A 23,232-nucleotide genomic window follows, 5' to 3' on the forward strand; every position below is an offset into this window, starting at 1 on the left:
TCAAACTGCCATTATGAACTCACTTTTACGTTCTATTTCTAACTATCTGATTGCCTTTCTGACATTGGCAATGGGAGTCGTGTTCATGAACAATGAACAGGTATGGGTAGATTTCGATTTTCGAACTACCACAGCACCCGAACAAATTTACTGGTCGTCTTCAACCCCTATCAGCCCTAATAAAGCGGCAGACGGTGTTTGTACACAGGGAATGGTACAAATCAATAAAGACGAACAATTTTTTGTTGACCTGCCTTCTTTAAGCTATTTGCAATTGAATATTAAGTCAACCAATACTGCGTCGGCCAGAAATATTCAGGTAGCTTATAAAAAAGCAGGACAATCAGATTTTACCGTAATTGCTACTCCTCTTTCGGTGTCTGCACCCGCAGCATTGATGTTGCATGAGATGTATGCTGAATTAAAATCTGATGAACCGGTTGTTGTAAGAATAATTCCAACGAACGGTAATATTCAGGTACACGATGTACTCGCAAAAGGATTAGTGGTTTTAGGAAATGACGCAACTATTTACTCTTTTAAATTAGATCAACAGATATCTTCTGTAATTGATCATGACAATGAAACAATTACTGTTGAAGTGCCTTTAGGCGCAAATATTACGAATGTTGTACCGGCCGGTTTCAATGTGGCTACCGGCGCAACAGTTATTCCCGATGCCTCCCTGGCACAAAACTTTTCGAATCCATTTGTATATACAGTTACTGCACCTGACGGTGTTACGCAAAAACAATATACTGTAACTGTAAACTCCGTGAGTTCTTCCCACAAAGAAATTACTGCGTTTAAATTGTTCGATCAACAAATAGGAAATGCTGTTATCAATGAAGAAACCGGTGTTGTTACCATTACTATTCCTGAAGGAATAGCAGTTGGATCACTGGTACCTGAAATATTTGAAATATCACCCTATGCAACAATTTCTCCGGCTGTAACCGGTGCACAAAATTTTGCTGACGATGTTTCTTATACTATCACAGCACAGAACGGTACTACTAAAACATGGAAAATAACTATTGTTGAGGTGAGTGCTTCTAACGATTTTACTATTTATGAAGCGGAAGAGGCCGAGTTTACAGGTAAAGAGGATGCTCAACATAACGGTTTTACAGGAACAGGTTTTGTTGATTTTCAGACAAACGGTGAAAATTCTATCAACTTTACCGTATGTCAGGTTGAGGCAGGCGCTTATCAGGCCTCTTTCAGATATGCTTTAGGAAAAGCTGAAGAAAGAAAAGGTCGCTTGTATGTAAACGATTATTATATCACCACACTCGAATTTGAACCAGGTACTACTTTCACTGACTGGAAAGAAGAAACTGTAGTATTGAATCTTGACAGAGGAATTAATAATATCTCTATCACCTGGGAAGAAACCGATGGCCCGAATCTCGATAATTTAAAATTGCAAGGTGAAGCCTGTCCTAAATATTCAATTCAGGTTACTACCAGCAATAATGGTGAAGTAAGCCTGAATCCTTCAAGAAAAAATAATCTCTATTTCGAAGACGAAATTGTTACGTTACTGGCAGTAGAACGCCCCGATTTGAAATTTCATTCATGGGGTGGAGATCTGGAAGGCGATTTTAATCCGATCGCACTTTCCGTAGAAAAAAATCATGTGATCAATGCCAATTTCACAGTAGTGAATACTTATCAGTTAAATGTAGCTGTGCAGGGTTTAGGTTCTGTTACTTTAAATCCTGCCGGTGGCGTGTATGCTGAAGGTACTACCGTTACCGTAACTGCATTACCGGCATTGAGTAATCAATTCATTGGTTGGAGCGGTGATTTATCAGGCGCCGTTCAAACTTCTGCTATTGTGATGAATGCCAACAAAAATGTAACGGCACGATTCACGAATGATATTGCTGTAGATTTTGAAAAACCTATAGGTTTTGCCGGAGTGGTAACCACCGAATACTCAAACTTTAACGGTCCTACAACCGGCGGACAAGGTGCTGAAGATACTTTATGGATCAATGGTCCGGCTGACTTTGATTTATTGGCTACTTCATTATATCATAGAAACCGTGCATATAAAAATAATCGCGTAGAAAACGGAATGAAGCCGGCTCCGTTGGTAATTGTATTAAAAGAAGGCGTGTATCCGGAAGGTACTTCCAGCTCTTCTGCATGGGGTAATAGTATGATGACCGTACAGGAGCAGGGTGACCTGACTATTATCGGACAAGGTGAAGTTGTATTGAAATGGGGTTTGAATATTAAACGATCATGGAACATCTTAATCAGAAATCTCAATTTTCAGGAATATAAAGATGATGGTATTAATATCGGAGAGCCGGAAACGCATCATATCTGGGTTGACCATTGTACGGTGGGACACCCGACAGCAAGACCTGCCAACCAGAACAGCCCTGACGGAGGTATCGATATTAAAAACGGTGCCAGTTATGTAACCGTATCGTGGACGAAATACCAGAACAGCTGGAAAACCGGTCTGGTAGGACACTCGGACGGAAATGGTGCTAAAGATTTAGGAAAACTAAAAGTAACTTATTTTGCTAACCACTTCTATAATTCAAATTCCAGAAACCCACGTGTTCGTTTCGGTGAGGTGCACGTATTAAATAATTTATCTGAGCTCGTTACTTTATATGGAATTGCTGCCTCCAATACTTCGCAGGTGCTGGCAGAAGGAAACTTTTATCTGAATACACGCTGGCCGATGTATGCAGACAGAACTGCTGCTGACTTTAAAGCGGTGTATGGTAACAATACAGACAATGGATTTACTTCTAAAACCGGAAACCGTGAAGCGAAAGGATTAAAAATTCTGAATAATGAATATGATGATAGCGGATTGCCGGTTATTACGTCACAGATTAATCCTGAAAGATTAAACCCGGGTGGCCGTTCGGTTAAGTTCGATGAGTTTAATCCGCAGGAAGTATTTACACCTCCATATAGCTATCAGGCTTACCCCGCAAGTGTTGTAAGAACAATTGTTCCATTGTTTGCAGGCGCAGGAAAAGTAGACTTCTTTAATGCTGATAATAACGGTCCTGTTGATCCGGTAGATCCTGAACCTCCTGTAGGGTTGATTGCCTTCCCGGGAGCAGAAGGTTTTGGTAAGTACGCAACCGGTGGACGGGGTGGTAAAGTAGTAGCCGTTACCAATCTGCAGGATAATGGTCCGGGTAGTTTCAGAGAAGCCCTGACACAACATCCTGACGAACCGCTAACAGTAGTGTTTAATGTAGGTGGTGTGATAGAACTGCAATCTGACATTAAAGTAAACAGATCTAACTTAACGATAGCAGGACAAACAGCTCCCGGCGACGGTATCTGCTTAACAGGTGCTTCGTTTATCATTAATGGTGCCAGAAGTTTATCACAAGGTGGTAATCATGGAAACATTATTATCCGTTACCTGAGATCAAGACCTATTGCAAATGATCCGAACGGTAAATATGGTATCGGATTAGAAAATGTACATAATGTAATTTTAGACCACTGTTCGTTCAGTTGGGCTAATGAAGAAAATGCAGCATTGTACGATACAAAATATACATCGGTACAATGGAGTATCATCAGTGAAGGATTATATAGTGCAGGCCATAGTAAAGGAAACCGTTCTTACGGAGGTGTATGGGGTGGTCAATACGCTTCATATCACCACAATCTTTTAGCGCACAACAATGGCAGAACCGTTCGTTTCAATGGCGCACGCGCACATGATACCATTGCATTGGTTGATTATAGAAACAACGTTGTTTATAACTGGGGTACTGAAGGTCATGCTACTGGCGGTGAAATTGAAATTGCCGGAGGTGAATCAAAAATAAACCTGGTGAACAACTATTATAAACCCGGGCCGGCTACACCAGGCAGAAGAAACTTCATTCGCCCGAATACACCAAGTGCTGATAAAGTAGGTTTGTTCTATCTGAGCGGAAACGTTATGGATGGTAATACTGAAATGTCTGCAAACAACAACCTGGGTGTTAACTGGAACAGCGGATTTGATCAGCTTGCATCATCTAACTTATCAGCACAACCGTTTAATGTGTCAGTAGCATTACCGGTAGTTTCGGCTGTGGATGCCTATAATGCGGTAATGGAAAATGCGGGCGCAACATTACCGAAAAGAGATGCGGTAGATACAAGAATTATTAATGAAACAAAAACAGGAACTGCTACCGGAACAGGTTCAAGAAACCTACCGGGTATTATTGATAACCCTTCGGTAGTAGGTGGTTTACCTGCATATCAACCCGGAACTGCAATTGTTGATACTGATGGTGATGGAATTCCTGATGCTTATGAAGTAGAAAAAGGATTAAATCCGAATGATGCCGGCGACGGAAGTGCGATTACATCCAGCGGTTATTCGAACCTTGAATTATATATCAACAGTATCATAGCGAAAGGAGATGACGGAGGTAATCCGAATCCTCCTGTTTCAAAATCAGTAAGCGCTACCTGGAGTTTATTGGCAGGACAGAATGCTACCGAAGTTTCTGAAGAGTTAATTGCACACGATCAGGTACTTGGATCAAAAATAACCGGTGTTAACTATGGAAACAGATATGGTAACGATCCATATACAGAGCGAATCTGGCAAAGAGCCGGAAATGACGGTTTGGGCTTATATGATGAAAATAGTTATGTAGACTATAAAATAGAACATAAAAACGGAGAAGCCTTTAATGTAGATTCATTTAGTGTGGCTATCGTAGGAGGTGGAACCGGAAATGTAAGAACGAGTGTTGTATACAGTATTGACGGAGGTGTAACATTTATGCCATTAGCGAGTGCTGCGAATCCTGCCTACTATAATGGGGCTTCAACACTTGCCTATAGTGAAGGTGGAGTGGATCCGGGCGATCATACAACGCTGATCAATTCAGGTGCAGTAGCCGCGGCGGCAGCAGAAAATGAGTTTTTAAGATTCGGCAATCTGGATATTCAGGTACCGGCTTCAAAATCAATCGTCATCCGTTTGTATGTTTATTTAAGAGCAGAAGGCGGTGTCAGACACGTCGGGCAACACTCTGCCTATATTGGTGCCAGAACTGCCGGTGAAGAAGAACCTGTAACTCCTTCGGTAGAAGTGATCAGTGACCTGAAAAACTTTAATCAGGTATTACCGAATACCTCTGCAGTACAACAATATAAAGTAGTATTCAAGCAGGTAGAAGAACCGGTAAATGTATCGGTAACCGCACCATATGAAATAAGTGTAAACGGTGGAAACTGGTTAACTCAGGCTACTTATCAACCGGCTAAAAATCCTGATACTGCTACTGTTTCCGTACGCTTAAACGGTGCAGCAACAGGTGCAGCAAACGGATCAATTACAAATACAGTAACAGGTTTTGAAGCAATGCATATTCCTTTATCAGGAAATATCCTGCAACCTGGTTCTGTTACTCCTGATGTGATTGTTGCAAAAGACGGATCAGGTGACTTTACCAGTATACAGGCTGCCATTAATGCAGCTCCATCTAACAGAACAACTCCCTGGGTAATTTTTATTAAAAATGGAAAATATTTTGAAAAAGTAGCTGTTCCGCAGAATAAAACCTTTATCCATCTGGTAGGAGAAAGTGTTGCTAATACAATCATCACTTATGACGATTATTCAGGTAGGAAATTACCTGATGGTACAACAATCGGTACTTCCACTTCCCATACTTTACACGTAAGAGGAAACGATTTCGCTGCATTAAATTTAACGGTTGAAAATTCTTATGGTGTAGGTTCACAAGCGGTGGCTGTACATGTGCAGGCCGACAGAGTAGTATTTAAAAACTGTAGATTCCTTGGTCATCAGGATACCTTGCTGGTGAACGGAAACGGCTATAAACAATACTTTGTAAACTGTTACATAGACGGTGATGTTGATTATATCTTCGGTTCTGCAATAGCGGTATTCGAATCATGTGTTGTATATTCTAAAACGCGATCTGCAAACGGCGGCTCTTATATCACAGCTGCCAATACACCGGCCGGACAAGCGCACGGTCTGGTATTTAGAAACTGTGAAATGCCTTCTAACAGAGGAAATACATTATATGTTTATGGACGACCCTGGCAAAATGATTCAGGTAGTTCTGATAAAGCCCATAATAAAACCGTATTAATAAATACAACCATCGGTACTAATGTGATTAGCCCTGCGGGATGGGCAGTTTGGAATAGTGGTACTGATACCGATCTGATATTCTATGCAGAACATGGTACTAAACATTATAACGGTTCACCGGTTGACTTATCTCAACGGGTAGCATGGTCAAAACAACTGACTCAACAGCAGGCGGATGAGTTCACCAATGCGAATATTTTCGGTGATTGGGATCCGTGTGCAGTAACAGGTGGTATTTGTGATCCGTTTAGTGCGGATGTTGCAGTGTCAAACTTTAAAGTAGACAAAACTACCACACAGTCAAATGTTACCTGGAATATCAGTTGGCCATTAGCTAATGTGAAGTATGAACTGTTTAAATCATTGAATGGTGGTAACTGGGAAAAAGTGTATGAAACCAACACAGGTAATGCATATGATATCAATTTCGGATTTGCAGAGAACCTACCGGCTGCCGGTTCAAACTTTAAATACTATTTAAAGGCCTCTCTGGCAGGTTATGACGAACATTTAACAGATACCATTGAAGTTTCCAGCATTCCTACCATGATGGTAAACGGTAATCTGGGTGAATTTAAACAGGGGTTAGGATTGGCTTCTGCTCCACAGGTGTATACTTTAAAAGCAAGCAATATCTTAGAGCCAATCAAAATATTGATACCGGCTCCTTTTGAAATCAGTGTGGATGGCGGAAATACATGGGAAAACAATCAGGTAACCATTCTTAATGAAACAGAAAACTTTGATACTCAGATCAACGTTCGTTTAAATAGTACTGCAACCGGTAGTTATAATGCAGTGATTAAACACGGAACACATTTGGCTGATACGGTGAGTATTACCGCAAGCGGTATTGTTCAATCTGAGCCATTACCAATTTCTGAAGTAGCAGTTCATTATCCGTTAACTGTAAATCAGAATGATGATGCGGCAATAAGAAATGTTGCGTTTACTCCTACAGCTATCAGACTGAATAATTATGAACTGTCAGACGGAAGCGTAGCCATTATCCCTGCTTTCAGTGATCATATGGGTATGGCGTTTGCGCCGAAAGCAAGTGGTTTATGGGGTAGTAATGATGGTGGCCCGGGTGGAAACCTGAATAAAAACTTCTATGTAGAATTCAGCGTTACTCCTTCCCAAACTAACAAAGTTCGTATCGATACTCTGGGCTTAACAGCTTCTTATTATAACACCAGCTCGAATACCCGGTTTGCCGTGGAATATTCGTTAGATGGATTTAACAGTGATATTCGTTCGGTAACAGGTGGTGTCGGACAAGGAAATATTCTGGCATCTACTGCAAACGGAGCATGGTCAACCCCGATATTATTACCGAATAATACCAGTACGAACAATACTGCTTATTATCTGGCCTTGAACAATGCGGATGGTATCTGGATAGAAGAAGGTAAAACAATTACTTTCAGACTGTACTTCAGTTGTGGTTCTACCAGCGCAGGCAGATATGCTAAAATAAAAGACCTTGTACTGAAAGGTGATCATCAAAGTAATATTGTTCCGACGATTACGGTAGATGATGATTTTGAAAGTTTTTATCAAACCATCGGCACCCCATCAGTTGTTCAAACATACACTGTAACCGGTACTAACTTAACCAATGATGTACAGATTACTGTAGTGGCTCCTTATCAGATCAGTGCAGATAATCAGAATTATGCACAGTCGGTAACGCTAACAAAAGCATCTTTGGAAAGTGCACCTGCTACGATCAGTGTAAGATTAAATGCTACAGCTGTAGGAGGCTATGATGCTAAAATCATTCATCAGTCTGCCGGTGCTGATAATGTTGAACTTAACATCAGTGGTAATACGGTGGCTGCACCGGTAATACCGGGTTTATCGGTAACCGGAGCGGTTACAAGGTTTGAACAAACGATCGGTACACCAACTGCGCCGCAATCTGTTGAAGTAAAAGCAACTAACTTAACAGGAAATGTGCATGTGATTATACCTCCGGGCTTTGAAGTTTCTTTAAACAGGGTTCAATGGACTGGATCATCACAGGTGTTAGTACTTCAACCAACCAATGGTGCAATCAATACAATACTGTATATTAGAATGAATAATAATACTAATACCAGTATCTCAGGTGATATTCAATTGTTGTATGGAAATCTGAATCAGAAAGTAAGTGTAGAAGGTGCAGGCGTAGTTGCTATGAGGGCACATCCGAACCCTGCTACCACTCATCTGACAGTAACACACCCTCAATTATACGTAGTAGCTACTATCAATATCTATACAATTGACGGAGTGAAAGTGGGAACTTACCGTACAGCATCGAATACTGCACAAACAAAAATTTATGTGGGTAATCTGAAGAATGGAATGTATTATGTTGAGTTCATCCGGTCAAACGAAAGGAAAGTATTCAATTTCATCAAGCAATAATTTTATCGGCGGGTATTCCTCCCGCTGAAACAAAATGGTGGGTGATACACCCACCATTTCTCTACCTTATCAGATGAAAGTGATTTAAAATAAGAATTATGAAAAAGAAAAGAGTTTTATTGGCAGCTTTGGTTTCGCTGATAAGTTATCAATCGGTTACTGCCCAGGTTTCAAAAAGCTGGGTGGCAGATTTAGGAAACGGAAAATATAAAAACCCTGTACTGCATGCAGATTATTCCGATCCGGATGCGATTCGTGTAGGCGATGATTTTTATATGACTGCTTCCAGTTTTGATGCAATTCCGGGTTTACCGATTTTGCATTCAAAAGACCTGGTAAACTGGACACTGGTGAATTACGCATTAAAGCGTCAGCCGCCGTATGATCACTTCTCTAAAACGCAACACGGAAATGGTGTTTGGGCACCGGCTATCCGCTATCATAATAACTTATTTTATATCTATTACCCGGATCCTGATTTTGGTATTTATGTGATTACTGCAAAAGACCCTGCCGGCGATTGGTCTGAACCTGTGCTGGTAGAAGCTGGTAAAGGGTTGATTGACCCTTGTCCGCTGTGGGATGACAATGGTAAAGTTTATCTGGCTTACGCTTACGCAGGCTCCAGAGCAGGTATCAAAAGTGTATTGGCAGTTAAAGAAATGAATGCAGCGGGCACCAAAACTATCACAACAGGTGTATTGGTTTATGACGGACACGAAATTGATCCTACTGTTGAAGGGCCTAAATTCTATAAAAGAAACGGTTATTACTATTTGTTTGCACCTGCAGGAGGCGTTTCTACAGGATGGCAGATCGTATTAAGATCAAAAAATCCTTACGGCCCTTATGAACGCAGGGTAGTAATGGAACAGGGTAAAACGCCCGTAAATGGTCCTCATCAGGGCGCATGGGTAGATACGCAAACGGGTGAAGACTGGTTTCTGCATTTTCAGGAAAAAGATCCTTACGGACGTTTGGTGCATTTACAACCAATGAAATGGGTAAACGATTGGCCGGTAATCGGTGAGGATAAAGATAATGATGGTATCGGCTGGCCCGTATTGACCTACAAAAAACCGGATGTTGGTAAAACTTACCCTATAGCCACACCGCCTGAATCTGATGAGTTTGATCAGCCTTTCCTGGGCTTACAATGGCAATGGCAGGCGAATCCGAAAGCTACCTGGGCGTACATGAATACTGAAAAAGGAACTTTACGTCTTTTTGCACACCCTGTACCGGCTGATGCAGTAAGTTACTGGGATGTACCGAATATCCTGATGCAAAAATTTCCGGCTGAAACATTTACAGCTACCACCAAACTAAAGTTTAACCCGCTTTTAGAAGGCGATAAAACCGGTTTGGTAGTAATGGGCCTGGATTATGCATATGTCGCTTTGCAAAAAACAAAAGAAGGAATAGAACTGGTATATGCCTTATGTGAAAAAGCCGATAAAGGCAAAGCGGAAAAAATTGAAGTAATTACTGCAACAGACAAAACCGAAGTGTATTTGCAGATAAAAGTAGCAAAAGAAGGAAAAACACAGTTCAGTTATAGTTTCGACGGAAAAAAATATACCAATGCCGGAAAAGTCTTTCAGGCAAAGGAAGGAAAATGGATCGGTGCTAAAATGGGTTTATTTATGACCAGTACCCAGGCAAAAAATGATGCGGGGTCTGTTGATTTTGACTGGTTCAGAGTAGAAAAGTAAGGCGATTATTCATTATTGTTAGATTTAACAGAAACTTAAAAAACGGAACGAATGGTGGCCAAAACAGTAAACGTCTTATAAGAGAGGAAGGTGTTAAAAAATTATGAAAAATGTTCATAATGTGTATCTCAATTGATTTCATTTGGTTACTACAACGTTTTCGGTAACGATTGCGTAAAAAAAAGGGCGTTTTGGTTTCGCAAATTATAAATATCTCGTTAGACTTGTCTTGTGAATGAACGGATCAGGTGCAATAAACAGCCACTTGAGTGGATCTTTAAAATTGTTTTCGTCTCAATGTAAATAGCAATGGTTAACAGCTATGCCGGTTTAACCGGCGTAGCTATTTTTTTAAAACGGTTGCCTAAAAAAAATTGTCATGGTTAAATTATCAAAATGGTGGTTAGGAGCTGCGCTCGTTGTTACTTCATTTGGTGCAACAGCACAGGTTCGCCCCATTGTTAAACAGGTTTCTTTCAAAACCGACACCTTCAACATCATTAAATATGGTGCTATTGCCGACGGTAAAACCCTGAATACCGAAAGTATCAATAAAACAATCGATATCTGTTCGCAAAGTGGTGGTGGGGTCGTATTGGTACCTGCAGGTTTGTGGATCAGTGGTCCTATCGTATTGAAAAGCAACGTTAACCTTCACTTAGAATACAACGCTCTAATACAGTTTACCAAAGATTTTAGCCAGTACCCGTTGGTACAGGGTAATTGGGAAGGATTGCCTCAATGGAGAGCTCAATCACCCATTTCTGCAGAAAACGTAGAAAATATAGCAATTACCGGTAAAGGAATCATTGATGGAGCCGGTGAAGCATGGAGACAGGTTAAGAAAGGAAAATTTACTGAATCGCAATGGAAAAACCTCATCAAAAGCGGTGGCGTACTCAACGATAAAAAAGATACCTGGTATCCAACTGAAAGAGCTTTAAAAGGGTCTAAAGAAGCTGCTAACCCAGGCGAGATTAATCCTTCTAAAGGAAAAGAATACTATGAATCTATCAAAGAATTCTTACGTCCTAATTTATTGGTCATTACAAAATCAAAAAGAATTTTATTAGAAGGCGTCACTTTCCAGAATTCTCCTGCCTGGTGTTTGCACCCATTAATGAGTGAAGACATTACCATCAGAGAGATTCTGGTAAAAAATCCATGGTATGCACAAAATGGAGATGGACTGGATCTGGAAAGCTGTAAAAACGTATTGATTGAAAACTCCATTTTCGATGTAGGGGATGATGCTTTATGTATGAAGAGTGGCAGAGATGCTGCCGGAAGAGAAAGAGGAATGCCTACCGAAAACGTTATTATTAAAAACTGTACGGTATATCAGGCGCACGGTGGTTTTGTAATCGGAAGTGAAATGAGCGGCGGTGCAAGAAATATTTTTGTAGACGATTGCACATTCATCGGTACCGATATCGGTTTAAGATTTAAAACTGCAAGAGGAAGAGGTGGTATTGTTGAAAATATTTATATAAACAATATCTATATGAAAGATATTCCGGGTGAAGCTATTTTGTTTGACATGTATTATATGGCCCGTGATCCGGTTCCGATGGCAGGTGAGCAAAGAGCTGAGCCGGTAGTAGAAACAAAACCTGTTGACGAAACCACTCCGCAATTCAGAAATTTCCATATTAAAAACGTAGTGTGTAATGGCGCAGAAACCGGTATTTTCTTACGTGGAGTACCTGAAATGCAAGTGAAAAATATTGTATTGGAAGATATGGTTATACAGGCTCATAAAGGAATGGTATTAAATGAAGCTAAAAACATCACTTTCAAAAATATTGAATTGGTGGTGAGCGAAGGAAAAGAACCGGTGGTAGATGTTTACAACAGCAGTGACCTTAAATTTGAAAACTTCAAATATAACGGAAAACCTGAATTGTTGTTCAGAGTGGGTGGCGCGAAATCAAAAGACATTCAGGTAAGAAAAACTAAAGTAAACGCAGTGCAACCGTTGGTGTTAGAGTTTAATGCACCGGCAAAAGCTGTAAAGTTTAAATAATTCAATAGTTCCGCAGCTAATGCGGAACTTTCTTGCTAATGATTATGCATATGAAAACGTTTTTGAATATTATATGTTTTGTTTTTGTATTCAATGTTTCGGTAAAAGCACAGCATGCCGAAGCGTTGTCGCAAACAGCAATGCACCTGTGGGCCGATTCTTTTGCGTTGGAAGACCTTGGTAAACCCGTTAAATGGAGCTACGATCTGGGAGTTATTCTGAAAGGCATTGAAGGCGTATGGATGGCAACCGGAGATGTTCAGTATTTTAATTATATCCGGAAGATGATGGATTTTTATGTACTGAACGAAGGTGCGGCAATCAAAGCATACAAACAACATGAATATAATATCGACCACGTAAACAATGGTAAAAATTTACTTTTCCTTTACCGTGTTACCGGAAAAGATAAATACAGAAAAGCCGCCCAGTTATTGCGTGATCAATTGAAAAGCCACCCACGTACACAATTGAATACTTTCTGGCATAAAAAAATCTATACCCATCAGATGTGGTTAGACGGCCTGTATATGGGACAGCCATTTTATGCAGAATGGGCAGCCTTGTTTAACGAACCTGAAATTTTTGATGATGTTACCCGCCAGTTTGTGGTAATGGAACAAGTGTCGAAAGACGAAAAAACAGGCTTGTTATTGCATGGGTGGGATGAATCAAAAGAACAACGATGGGCTGATAAAACTACCGGCCGGTCACCGAATGTATGGGGCCGCGCATTAGGATGGTATGGAATGGCAATGGTAGACGCACTGGAATACTTTCCGGAAAACCATAAAGGAAGAGACTCCATCATTCAAATCCTAAACCGTTTTGCAAAAACAATCGTAAAATATCAGGATCCTTCTACCGGCTTATGGTATGATGTGGTAGATAAAGGTAATGAACCTAAAAACTACCTCGAATCATCAGCCTCTGCCATGTTGGTGTATACATTGGTGAAAGGAGTAAGAGCCGGTTATTTACCAGACTCATACATGAAACCTGCTCTTAAAGCTTATGAGAATATCCTGACGATATTTCTTAAAAAGAATGCGAATGGGTATTACGACTGGGAAGGAACCGTAAAAGTATCAGGCTTAGGTGGTGATAAGAATTACAGAGACGGATCATTCGAGTATTATATGAGCGAACCGGTCATTACCAACGATCCGAAAGGTTTAGGTGCATTTATAAAATGTGCGGTACAGGTAGAAGCCTGGAAAAATGCTCAGAACTATAAACCCTCAACCGTAGTTTTAGATAACTACTTCAACAATGAATTTAAAAAACATAAAAACGGAACTACTTACTCTTACCATTATACGTGGGATGATAGGGCAAATAGTGGTTTTAATGTTTGGGGATTTTTATTTGAAAGAGCCGGTGCTAAATTAAAAACTTTAAAAACCGCTCCTTCCAAAACTAATCTCAAAAAAGCCGATGTATACATCATCGTTGATCCGGATGACGCAAAGGAAACAGCTCAGCCTAATTTTATTACAGTAGCTGATATTAAACAAATCAGAAACTGGGTAAAGAAGGGCGGCAGTCTGGTATTAATGGCCAATGATACCGGCAATGTTGAGTTGGCTCATTTCAATCAACTGGCAAAAGAATTTGGTGTACAGTTTAATCATGATTCTAAAAACAGGGTACAGGATAATCAATTTGAAGAAGGATTGGTTACTGTAGACGCAGTAAATCCGGTATTCAAAACAGCAAAGCGACTTTATATCAAAGAATATAGTTCTTTGAATGTTCAAAATCCGGCCACAACAATTGTAAAACATAAGGGTGACAATGTAATAGCAATAGCAAAGTACAAAAAAGGAAAAGTGTTTTTAATTGGTGACCCATGGTTGTACAATGAATATGTAGACGGTAGAAAATTACCTGCTTCTTTTCAAAATCATTTAGCAGCGCAGGAATTGATTCGCTGGTTATTGAATAAGTAATCGTACCGGTATGAAAAAAGTATTTTGTCTCGTTATATTGTTTTTTTGTTTACAAACAAATGCAGAAAATATCGTACGCCTTCCCAGCGTACTGAATAAAATTGTAGTTGCTCAGGACGGATCAGGACATTTCAGGTCTATTCAGGCAGCCATCAATAGTTTGTCGGGGAAGGCAGATTACGATAGAGTGATTTTCGTGAAGAATGGTATTTATAAAGAAAAGATTTATATAGAGCAGTCAAATATTATCATAGAAGGTGAAAGCAGAGAAAAAACAATTTTAACGGCTTCTATAGCCAGAGATCAATGGCGTTGTTTTGTGAATGATGATTGGGGAGTAGCTACTATGAATATCATGGGTAGTGATATTACTTTACTGAATCTTACGGTTGCGAATACGTTTGGGTTTGATTTAGGAAATGATGTTGTTAAAGTTGATTGTATTCTTGACACTATCAATAAGGTAAAAGAAATAAAAGCGAATACCCACCAGATGGCTCTTCGCACCATGCACGGCACACGTATAAAAGCGATTAACTGTCATTTTATGGCTAAGGGTGGAGATACGGTAAGCCCCTGGAATGTTGTGGAAGGAATGTTTTATTTCAAAGATTGTGTGATGGAAGGTGGTGTTGACTTTTATTGCCCGAGAGGCTGGGCCTGGGCTGAGAACGTACGGTTTATTGCACATGGCGGATCTGCGGCTATCTGGCACGACGGTTCGGTTCATGAAGATTCAAAAACCGTTTTGAAAAATTGCACTTTCGAAGGCTATGACGGATTTAAGTTAGGACGTTACCACCGCGATGCACAATTTTATCTCATCAATTGCGAATTCGCAGCGAATATGGCCGACCGCCCGATAGCGCTGGTACCTACTGCCAATACTATTTTATGGGGCGAAAGAATTTACTACTACAATTGTAAACGACAGGCAGATAAACAGTTTTCATGGTATAAAAATAATTTACCTGATTATATCAGCGTAAAGCAAATAACTCCTGAATGGGTGTTTGGAAAAAGATGGAATATTCTTTAAAGTATTAATGTATGAGCGCACAACTATCAAGAAAGATATTAAGTTCGGTTGCAGGAAATAGTATTTCAGTTCCGGATGAAGCATACTTCAGTTTACCTGAAAAAGTGTTACAATTCGGAACAGGAGTATTACTGAGAGGATTGCCTGATTATTTCATTGATAAGGCAAATAAGAAAGGTATTTTTAATGGACGAATTGTTGTCGTGAAATCTACCGGCAATGGTTCTGCCGATGAATTTTCAGTACAGGATGGTTTATATACACATTGTGTAAAAGGCTTTGAAGCCGGTGATACTGTTTCTGAGTGGCACGTAAACGCAAGTATTTCAAGAGTATTGTCTGCACAAGCCCAATGGAATGAGATTATTGCCTGTGCAGCAAATCCTTTCATGGAACTCGTTATTTCAAATACAACTGAAGTAGGTATACAACTGGTAAAAGAATCTATTCACGATCATCCGCCAACGTCTTACCCTGCAAAATTATTAGCATTCCTGTATAAAAGATATCAGGTTTTTAATGGAGATGCAGATAAAGGTATGGTGATTATTCCTACAGAACTGATTCCTGATAACGGTACCAAATTAAAAAATATACTAATCGAGCTGGCTGCTTACAATGAATTGGAAGAAGCTTTTATCAGCTGGTTAAAAGAACACAATGAATGTTGCAATTCGTTAGTAGATAGAATTGTTCCCGGAAAGTTACCTGCCATTCAACAGCAGGCAGCTGAAAAAGAACTGGGGTACAAAGACGATTTAATGATTATGTCTGAAACCTATCGTTTATGGGCAATAGAATCTTCTTCCGTAAAAGCGAAAAATGTTTTATCATTTGCATACGCTGATGAAGGAGTTGTGATCGCACCTTCTATCAATAAGTTCAGAGAGCTGAAATTGAGATTATTGAATGGGTCGCATACCTTCACTTGCGGATTGGCTTATCTGGCAGGTTTCCCTACTGTGAAAGAGGCAATGGATAATGAAGGATTTAGTACATTTATAGAGCAATTGATGAAAACGGAAATTATTCCGTCAATTGTTTCCGATGAAATTACACCCGGTGAAGCAGAACAGTTTGCAAATAGCGTTTTAGACAGATATAGAAATCCTTTTATTGAACATCAATGGATTAGTATTACAATGGAATATAGCTCCAAAATGAAAATGCGTTGTATTCCGGTACTATTAGCATATTGTGATAAGTTTAATACATTGCCGTCACTGATGACTGCCGGTTTTGCAGCACATCTGCAATTCATGAAATCAATTGGTAAAGATGGTGAAAAGCATATGGGAACCTGTTATGGAAAAACATATGTTATTAATGATAGTAATGCAACTGTTTATGCAACTGCATGGAACGGTGAAGATAATCAGGGTACCGTCAATAAGATTTTATCTGATACGGCGTTATGGGGATTAGATTTAACTCAATTATCAGGATTTAAAGATATGATTGTTGAAAACCTGAACCTGATTCAGAATATCGGTGTTAAATCGATTTTACAATCTGTTAAAATTTCTTAATACAATAGTATAATCAGGAAATAATGAAAAATAAAGTATTAAAAGTGCATCCTGCCGACGATGTAATAGTGGCGTTGGCAGACCTTAAAAAAGGGGAGGTTGTTTCTTATCAGGGAACAGATTATACTTTATATGAAGATATCGCCGCCAAACATAAATTTGTAGTGAAAGATTTTGCAGAAGGAGAACCTTTGAAGATGTATGGTGTGCTGATCGGCAAAGCAAAACTTCCGATACCTAAAGGTGCCAGAATTTCTACTGAAAATCTGAAACATGCAGCAGAAGGCTTCGAGTTGAAAGTAGAGAGAAGAACAGACTGGCATACTCCTGATATCGCTAAATGGGAAAATGCTACGTTTAAAGGTTTTCATCGCTCGAATGGAGATGTAGGTACCGGAAACTATTGGTTAATTGTGCCGATGGTTTTTTGTGAAAACAGAAATGTTGAGGTGTTAAAAGAAGCTTTGCTGGATGAATTAGGTTACGGCCGTACTAAAAAGTATAACCACTATACTCAAAAATTAGTAGAAGCGTATAAAAATGGAATTTCTATAGAAACCATTCCTTTTCAAACGGCAGAAAATCAGTATACGAAAAATCCTTTGTTTCCGAATGTAGACGGAATCAAATTCCTGACCCACGATGGTGGATGCGGTGGTATTCGCCAGGATGCTCAGGCTTTATGCGGCTTATTAGCCGGTTATATTACACACTCAAATGTAGCTGGTGCAACCGTTTTAAGTTTGGGTTGCCAGAATGCACAGGTAAGTATGTTACAGGCTGAAATTGAAAAACGCCAACCTGGCTTTGACCGTCCTGTTCATTATCTGGAACAACAAAAAATCGGAACCGAACTTGATTTAATTGCGCAGGCCATTCAACTTACTTTTAAAGGACTGGTAGATGCTGATAAAATCACCCGTCAATCTGCACCCTTGTCTAAACTGACGATCGGTTTAGAATGTGGAGGTTCCGACGGATTCTCAGGTATTTCTGCTAATCCGGCCATCGGCTATACTTCGGATATTCTGGTGGCATTGGGCGGTAAAGTTATTTTGTCTGAATTTCCTGAACTATGCGGTGTTGAGCAGGAGCTGAGCGACCGTTGCGTGGAGATCGGTAATGCTGAAAGGTTTATTGATTTAATGCGTACTTACAATGCGCGAGCGCAGGCAGTAGGTTCTGGATTCGATATGAACCCTTCTCCGGGTAATATCAAAGACGGTTTAATCACTGACGCGATCAAATCGGCGGGAGCTGCTAAAAAAGGTGGTACATCACCGGTCGTAGATGTATTGGATTATCCCGAATTAGTAAAACAACCAGGTTTAAACTTGTTATGCACACCCGGTAATGACGTAGAGTCTACTACTGCTGAAGTTGCTTCCGGTGCAAACGTGGTATTATTTACTACCGGATTAGGTACACCTACCGGTAACCCGATTACCCCCGTCGTTAAAATATCTTCTAATACAGCACTCTATAAAAGAATGCCCGATATCATCGATATCAATGCCGGTGAAATTATCGATGGAAATGAAACGATCGAAGAATGCGGCGCCCGCATTTTGGATTACATTATTTCTGTAGCCAGCGGCGATACTACAGTACATGCAGTACGCCACGGACAGGATGACTTTATTCCATGGAAACGCGGAGTAAGCCTTTAATGATTATAATTCTATTCAATAAATATTGATATGAGAAACTTTTTAGACGAGAATTTTTTACTGTATACAGAAACTGCAAAACGTCTTTATCATGATTATGCTAAAGACATGCCTATTATCGATTACCACTGTCACCTTCCGCCTAATCAGATTGCCGAAGATACGCAGTTCGAAAATTTAACGCAGATCTGGTTGTATGGCGACCATTACAAATGGAGAGCCATGCGAACGAATGGAGTGGATGAGAGTTTTTGTACCGGTAATAAATCTGATTGGGAAAAGTTTGAACAATGGTCTAAAACCGTTCCCTATACACTTCGTAATCCTTTATACCACTGGACGCATTTAGAGTTACAGCGATATTTTGGTATCCATAAAGTACTCGGTCCGGATACGGCACGTGAAATTTATGAAGAGTGTAACGAAAAGTTGCGCTCTCCGGAATATTCGGTTCGTAACCTGTTGCGTAAAATGAATGTTGCATTGATTTGCACCACCGATGATCCTGTTGACGACCTGGGTTACCATCAAAAAATCAAAGCCGATAACTTTGAAATTCCGATTTTACCGGCCTTCAGACCGGATAATGCCATGAACGTTGACAATGCTGAAAAGTTTAACGCCTATGTAAATAAGGTGGAAGCTGCTTCAGGTAAGTCAGTCAGTTCTTATAATGACTACGTAGATGCGTTAAAATCGAGACACGATTTCTTTGTTGCACAAGGTTGTAACGTTTCTGATCACGGATTGGAGGAAATTTATGCAGAAGACTACACTGAGACAGAAATAAATAAGATTTTCGACCATATCAGAGGTGGAAAAGATCTAACTTTAACTGAAAGGCTGAAATTTAAGTCGGCCATGTTAGAGTTATTTGCCAAATGGGATTGGGAAAAAGGCTTTGTACAACAATACCATCTCGGAGCCCTCAGGAATAATAACAGCAGAATGATGCGGAACCTGGGGCCGGATACAGGCTGGGATTCAATCGGAGATTTTTCACAAGCCCGTTCAATTGCTAAATTTTTAGATCGTTTAGATCAGAATAATCAATTGGCAAAAACAATTCTTTATAACCTGAACCCTGCAGATAACGAATTAATGGCTACCATGATCGGTAACTTTAATGATGGATCTGCTCCCGGCAAAATTCAGTGGGGTAGCGGTTGGTGGTTCCTTGATCAGAAAGACGGAATGACCAAACAAATTAATACCCTTTCAAATATGGGGTTATTGAGCAGGTTTGTAGGAATGCTGACTGATTCAAGAAGCTTCTTATCCTTCCCGCGCCACGAATATTTCAGAAGAATTCTTTGTGGTTTGTTAGGAGAAGAAATCGAAAATGGAGAATTACCGAACGATATTGAATGGGTGGGTAAAGTAGTACAGGATATCTGTTTCCATAACGCGAAGAATTATTTCGGTTGGAAACAACTCAATAAATAATCAGTGTATTAAGTTCATCACATGAATATATTAGAAGCTTTCAGTTTAAAAGGTAAAGTTGCATTAGTAACAGGATGCAGCAAAGGTATAGGTGCGGCAATGGCACTGGCATTGGCAGAAGCAGGGGCCGATATCATCGGTGTGTCTTCAAGTCTGAAGCCGGGCAGTGACCTTGAAAATGCAGTAAAGGCTTTGGGAAGAAATTTCACGGCTTATCAGGCTGATATGAATGACAGAGCTTCTGTATACACATTTATAGAAACCGTACATGCCAACCACCCCGTTGTAGATATATTGATCAATAATGCCGGTACGATTATGCGTGCCCCGGCTGCAGAACATCCCGATGATTATTGGGATCGTGTATTGAATATTAACCTGGATGCCCCTTTCATTTTATCAAAAGCTTTTGGTAAAAAAATGGTCGAAAGAGGTTCCGGAAAAATTATATTCACCTGCTCTTTACTCACTTTCCAGGGAGGTATTAATGTTCCCGGTTATGCAGCTTCTAAAGGTGCATTGGGTAGCTTAGTAAAAGCACTGGCCAACGAATGGGCCGGAAAAGGCGTGAATGTGAATGGTATCGCTCCCGGTTATATCGCTACCGACAATACCGAGGCTTTGAGAAATGATCCGGATCGTAGTAAATCAATTTTAGATCGCATCCCTGCCGGAAGATGGGGTGAATCAGAAGATTTTAAAGGTGCCACCGTTTTTCTGGCATCGCCAGCCGCTAATTATGTTCATGGAACCATTCTGACCGTTGATGGCGGTTGGATGGGCAGATAAAAATAATTCTAATGGAAATCAGATTTCAAAATAGTCCGAAAGAAACCAGCCGCATGAATACGGCTGAGTTAAGAGAAAACTTCCTGATTGAGTCGCTGATGGTAAACGATGAGGTTAAATTGGTTTACTCTCATTATGACCGTGTAATTGTAGGTGGAGTAAAACCCGTTAAAAAATCAGTGGAGCTTCCGAACCACGAAGAACTAAGAGCAGACTTCTTCCTGCAAAGAAGAGAGCTGGGCGTCATTAATGTAGGAGGAAAGGGTACGGTAACAGTAGACGGACAATCGCACTCATTAAATAAATTAGATGCGATCTATGTTGGTAAAGGTGCACAAAAAGTAAGTTTTGCATCTGTTAATGAAAACGAACCCGCTTTGTTTTATCTGTTATCAGCACCTGCGCACCAGCAATATCCTACCAGCGTGTTAACTAAAGAAGAAGCTTCGCCTTCAACTTTAGGTGACCAGGCTACTGCAAATAACAGAACAATTTATAAATATATTCATGCAGACGGATTACAGAGCTGTCAACTGGTAATGGGCTTAACCATTCTTGCTGAAGGTAGTATCTGGAATACAATTCCTTCGCATACGCATACACGCAGAATGGAAGCTTATTTTTACTTCGATGTAAAACCGGGGCAGCGCGTTTTCCATTTTATGGGAGAACCAACGGAAACCCGTCACCTGGTAGTGGATAATCATCAGGCGATTCTTTCGCCACCATGGTCAATCCATTCAGGAGCAGGTACCGCTGCTTACGGATTTATCTGGGGTATGGCAGGCGAGAACTACACTTACACCGACATGGATCCTGTTTCATTAGAAGAAATCAGATAGTATGAAGAATAAAGTGTTTTGTTTCGGTGAGTTGTTGCTACGCTTGTCGCCGGTTTTAAACGGTGAATGGATCCGTCAGGGAGAAATGCCTGTTTTTATCGGTGGTGCAGAACTGAATGTTGCTACTGCTTTAGCAAAATGGAACTTACCTGTTAAGTATTCATCAGCTTTACCCGATCATTATCTCTCTCATGAAATCTGTGAAGCGCTGATAAAAAAACAAATCGATGTTTCGGCAATGCATTTTTCCGGCAAAAGAATCGGTACGTATTATTTACCTCAGGGTATTGATATGAAAAATGCAGGTGTTATTTATGACCGGGCATACTCTTCTTTCAGTGAACTTACACCCGGAATGATTAACTGGTACGAGGTATTAAAGGATGTCAGCTGGTTTCACTTTACGGCAATCAACCCTGCCTTAACACCAAATGTGGTAGATGTATGTGAAGAGGCTTTAAAAGTGTGTAAAGAAAAAGGAATTACCATTTCGATTGATCTGAACTATCGTGCAAAATTATGGCAGTATGGTAAATCTCCGGTGGATGTGATGCCGCGTTTATTGCCTTATTGTGATGTTGTAATGGGTAATATCTGGGCCGCCAATAGTTTATTAGGCATTGATGTAGATCCTGAAATACATATTCAGGCCAATAAAGATGAATTACTTGTACATTCAATAAAAACCGCTCAGGCCATTCAGGTGGCTTACCCACAGGTAAAAACAATTGCGCAAACATTCAGGTTCGATGTGGGAGAAAAAGGAATTAGCTATTTTGCTACTTTATATAAAAATGATAATCAATATATATCAAAGCACCTTTCTGCAAATGAAATAATTGATAAAGTAGGAAGTGGTGACTGTTTTATGGCAGCTTTGATTTATAGTTTATATAATGAACTACCTGCACAGCAGGTGATTAATATGGCGGCTTGTGCAGCCTTTGGTAAACTCTTTGAAAAAGGAGATACCACACAACAAACCATTGAAAAAATTCAACAGGCGGCAAATGACGAATGAAGTAATTATCAATAAGATTGTTCAACAGGGTGTTTTACCGTTATACTATCATGCGGATGTAGGTGTTTCACTGGCAATTGCAAAAGCATTGTATCAAGCCGGTGTGAGAGTAATTGAATATACAAACAGAGGTGAACAGGCAATTGAAAATTTTAAATTACTGGTAGAAGCCAGAAATAACGAAATGCCTGAAATGATACTGGGTATCGGTACGATTAAAACAACCGGTCAGGCAAGTGCTTTCATAGAAGCCGGAGCGGATTTTATTATTTGCCCGGGCTTAAACACTGCAGTAGCAAAATTAGTACACGAAAAAAATATGCTTTGGGTACCCGGTTGTATGACGCCTTCTGAAATAATGCAGGCGGAAGCAGCAGGTGCCGGATTTATAAAATTGTTTCCCGGAAACCTGTTAGGACCTTCTTTCGTATCAGCTATCAAAGAATTATTCCCACAGATGAAGTTTATGCCTACCGGTGGGGTAGAAGTAGAAGAAAAGAATCTTAGTGCCTGGTTTAAATCGGGTGTTGTAGCAGTAGGAATGGGCAGTAAACTGATCACAAAAGAAGTTGTTGAAAACAAACAGTTCGAACTGTTGGCGGAAAATACAGTTGCGGCCATTGAACTGATCCGGAAAATCCGCTAAAATTTCTAA

Annotated in this window: 12 protein-coding genes; all 12 read left to right on the forward strand. The window is 40.1% G+C overall.

Annotated elements, in window-relative coordinates; all coding sequences use genetic code 11:
* Positions 1-13: 13 nt before the first annotated feature.
* Positions 14-8,548, forward strand: a complete 8,535-nt coding sequence (locus D9O48_RS14590) for a pectinesterase family protein (RefSeq protein WP_126973719.1) — start codon at positions 14-16, stop codon at positions 8,546-8,548.
* A 98-nt stretch (positions 8,549-8,646) separates the two neighbouring features.
* Positions 8,647-10,263 carry a glycoside hydrolase family 43 protein gene (locus tag D9O48_RS14595; protein WP_126973720.1) on the forward strand — a complete coding sequence of 539 codons (1,617 nt, stop codon included), beginning with the start codon at positions 8,647-8,649 and terminating at the stop codon, positions 10,261-10,263.
* 379 nt (positions 10,264-10,642) lie between these two features.
* A complete protein-coding gene (locus D9O48_RS14600; protein WP_126973721.1) occupies positions 10,643-12,289 on the forward strand; it encodes a glycoside hydrolase family 28 protein in 1,647 nt (548 codons plus the stop codon).
* Positions 12,290-12,339: 50 nt separating this feature from the next.
* Complete coding sequence (locus D9O48_RS14605) at positions 12,340-14,241, forward strand: glycoside hydrolase family 88 protein (RefSeq protein WP_126973722.1); 1,902 nt, start codon at positions 12,340-12,342, stop codon at positions 14,239-14,241.
* A gap of 10 nt (positions 14,242-14,251) precedes the next feature.
* A complete protein-coding gene (locus tag D9O48_RS14610) occupies positions 14,252-15,280 on the forward strand; it encodes a pectinesterase family protein (protein WP_126973723.1) in 1,029 nt (342 codons plus the stop codon).
* 11 nt (positions 15,281-15,291) lie between these two features.
* On the forward strand, positions 15,292-16,809 hold the full coding sequence (locus tag D9O48_RS14615; RefSeq protein WP_126973724.1) for a tagaturonate reductase: 1,518 nt from the start codon (positions 15,292-15,294) through the stop codon (positions 16,807-16,809).
* Positions 16,810-16,832: 23 nt separating this feature from the next.
* Positions 16,833-18,479 carry a UxaA family hydrolase gene (locus D9O48_RS14620; RefSeq protein WP_126973725.1) on the forward strand — a complete coding sequence of 549 codons (1,647 nt, stop codon included), beginning with the start codon at positions 16,833-16,835 and terminating at the stop codon, positions 18,477-18,479.
* A gap of 30 nt (positions 18,480-18,509) precedes the next feature.
* Positions 18,510-19,925: a glucuronate isomerase gene (uxaC, locus tag D9O48_RS14625; protein ID WP_126973726.1), complete on the forward strand. Its 1,416-nt coding sequence runs from the start codon at positions 18,510-18,512 to the stop codon at positions 19,923-19,925.
* A 21-nt stretch (positions 19,926-19,946) separates the two neighbouring features.
* Positions 19,947-20,714 (forward strand): SDR family NAD(P)-dependent oxidoreductase, encoded by a 768-nt coding sequence (locus D9O48_RS14630; protein ID WP_126973727.1) that lies wholly within the window; start codon positions 19,947-19,949, stop codon positions 20,712-20,714.
* A gap of 11 nt (positions 20,715-20,725) precedes the next feature.
* Entirely contained in the window at positions 20,726-21,556 is an 831-nt protein-coding gene (gene kduI / locus D9O48_RS14635) for a 5-dehydro-4-deoxy-D-glucuronate isomerase (protein WP_126973728.1), read from the forward strand.
* A gap of 1 nt (position 21,557) precedes the next feature.
* The gene (locus D9O48_RS14640; protein WP_126973729.1) at positions 21,558-22,577 is read left to right on the forward strand and encodes a sugar kinase; all 1,020 of its coding nucleotides are present in this window, start codon (positions 21,558-21,560) and stop codon (positions 22,575-22,577) included.
* Positions 22,567-23,223 carry a bifunctional 4-hydroxy-2-oxoglutarate aldolase/2-dehydro-3-deoxy-phosphogluconate aldolase gene (locus D9O48_RS14645; protein WP_126973730.1) on the forward strand — a complete coding sequence of 219 codons (657 nt, stop codon included), beginning with the start codon at positions 22,567-22,569 and terminating at the stop codon, positions 23,221-23,223. The genes D9O48_RS14640 and D9O48_RS14645 overlap by 11 nt, the downstream gene beginning before the upstream one ends.
* Positions 23,224-23,232 lie beyond the last annotated feature (9 nt).

This window comes from Gynurincola endophyticus (assembly GCF_003991195.1).
Classification (GTDB): domain Bacteria; phylum Bacteroidota; class Bacteroidia; order Chitinophagales; family Chitinophagaceae; genus Gynurincola; species Gynurincola endophyticus.

Coding starts and splice junctions, on each gene's coding strand:
- D9O48_RS14590 (WP_126973719.1), top strand. CDS start 14: ATGAACTCACTTTTACGTTCTATTTCTAACTATCTGATTGCCTTTCTG.
- D9O48_RS14595 (WP_126973720.1), top strand. CDS start 8,647: ATGAAAAAGAAAAGAGTTTTATTGGCAGCTTTGGTTTCGCTGATAAGT.
- D9O48_RS14600 (WP_126973721.1), top strand. CDS start 10,643: ATGGTTAAATTATCAAAATGGTGGTTAGGAGCTGCGCTCGTTGTTACT.
- D9O48_RS14605 (WP_126973722.1), top strand. CDS start 12,340: ATGAAAACGTTTTTGAATATTATATGTTTTGTTTTTGTATTCAATGTT.
- D9O48_RS14610 (WP_126973723.1), top strand. CDS start 14,252: ATGAAAAAAGTATTTTGTCTCGTTATATTGTTTTTTTGTTTACAAACA.
- D9O48_RS14615 (WP_126973724.1), top strand. CDS start 15,292: ATGAGCGCACAACTATCAAGAAAGATATTAAGTTCGGTTGCAGGAAAT.
- D9O48_RS14620 (WP_126973725.1), top strand. CDS start 16,833: ATGAAAAATAAAGTATTAAAAGTGCATCCTGCCGACGATGTAATAGTG.
- uxaC (WP_126973726.1), top strand. CDS start 18,510: ATGAGAAACTTTTTAGACGAGAATTTTTTACTGTATACAGAAACTGCA.
- D9O48_RS14630 (WP_126973727.1), top strand. CDS start 19,947: ATGAATATATTAGAAGCTTTCAGTTTAAAAGGTAAAGTTGCATTAGTA.
- kduI (WP_126973728.1), top strand. CDS start 20,726: ATGGAAATCAGATTTCAAAATAGTCCGAAAGAAACCAGCCGCATGAAT.
- D9O48_RS14640 (WP_126973729.1), top strand. CDS start 21,558: ATGAAGAATAAAGTGTTTTGTTTCGGTGAGTTGTTGCTACGCTTGTCG.
- D9O48_RS14645 (WP_126973730.1), top strand. CDS start 22,567: ATGACGAATGAAGTAATTATCAATAAGATTGTTCAACAGGGTGTTTTA.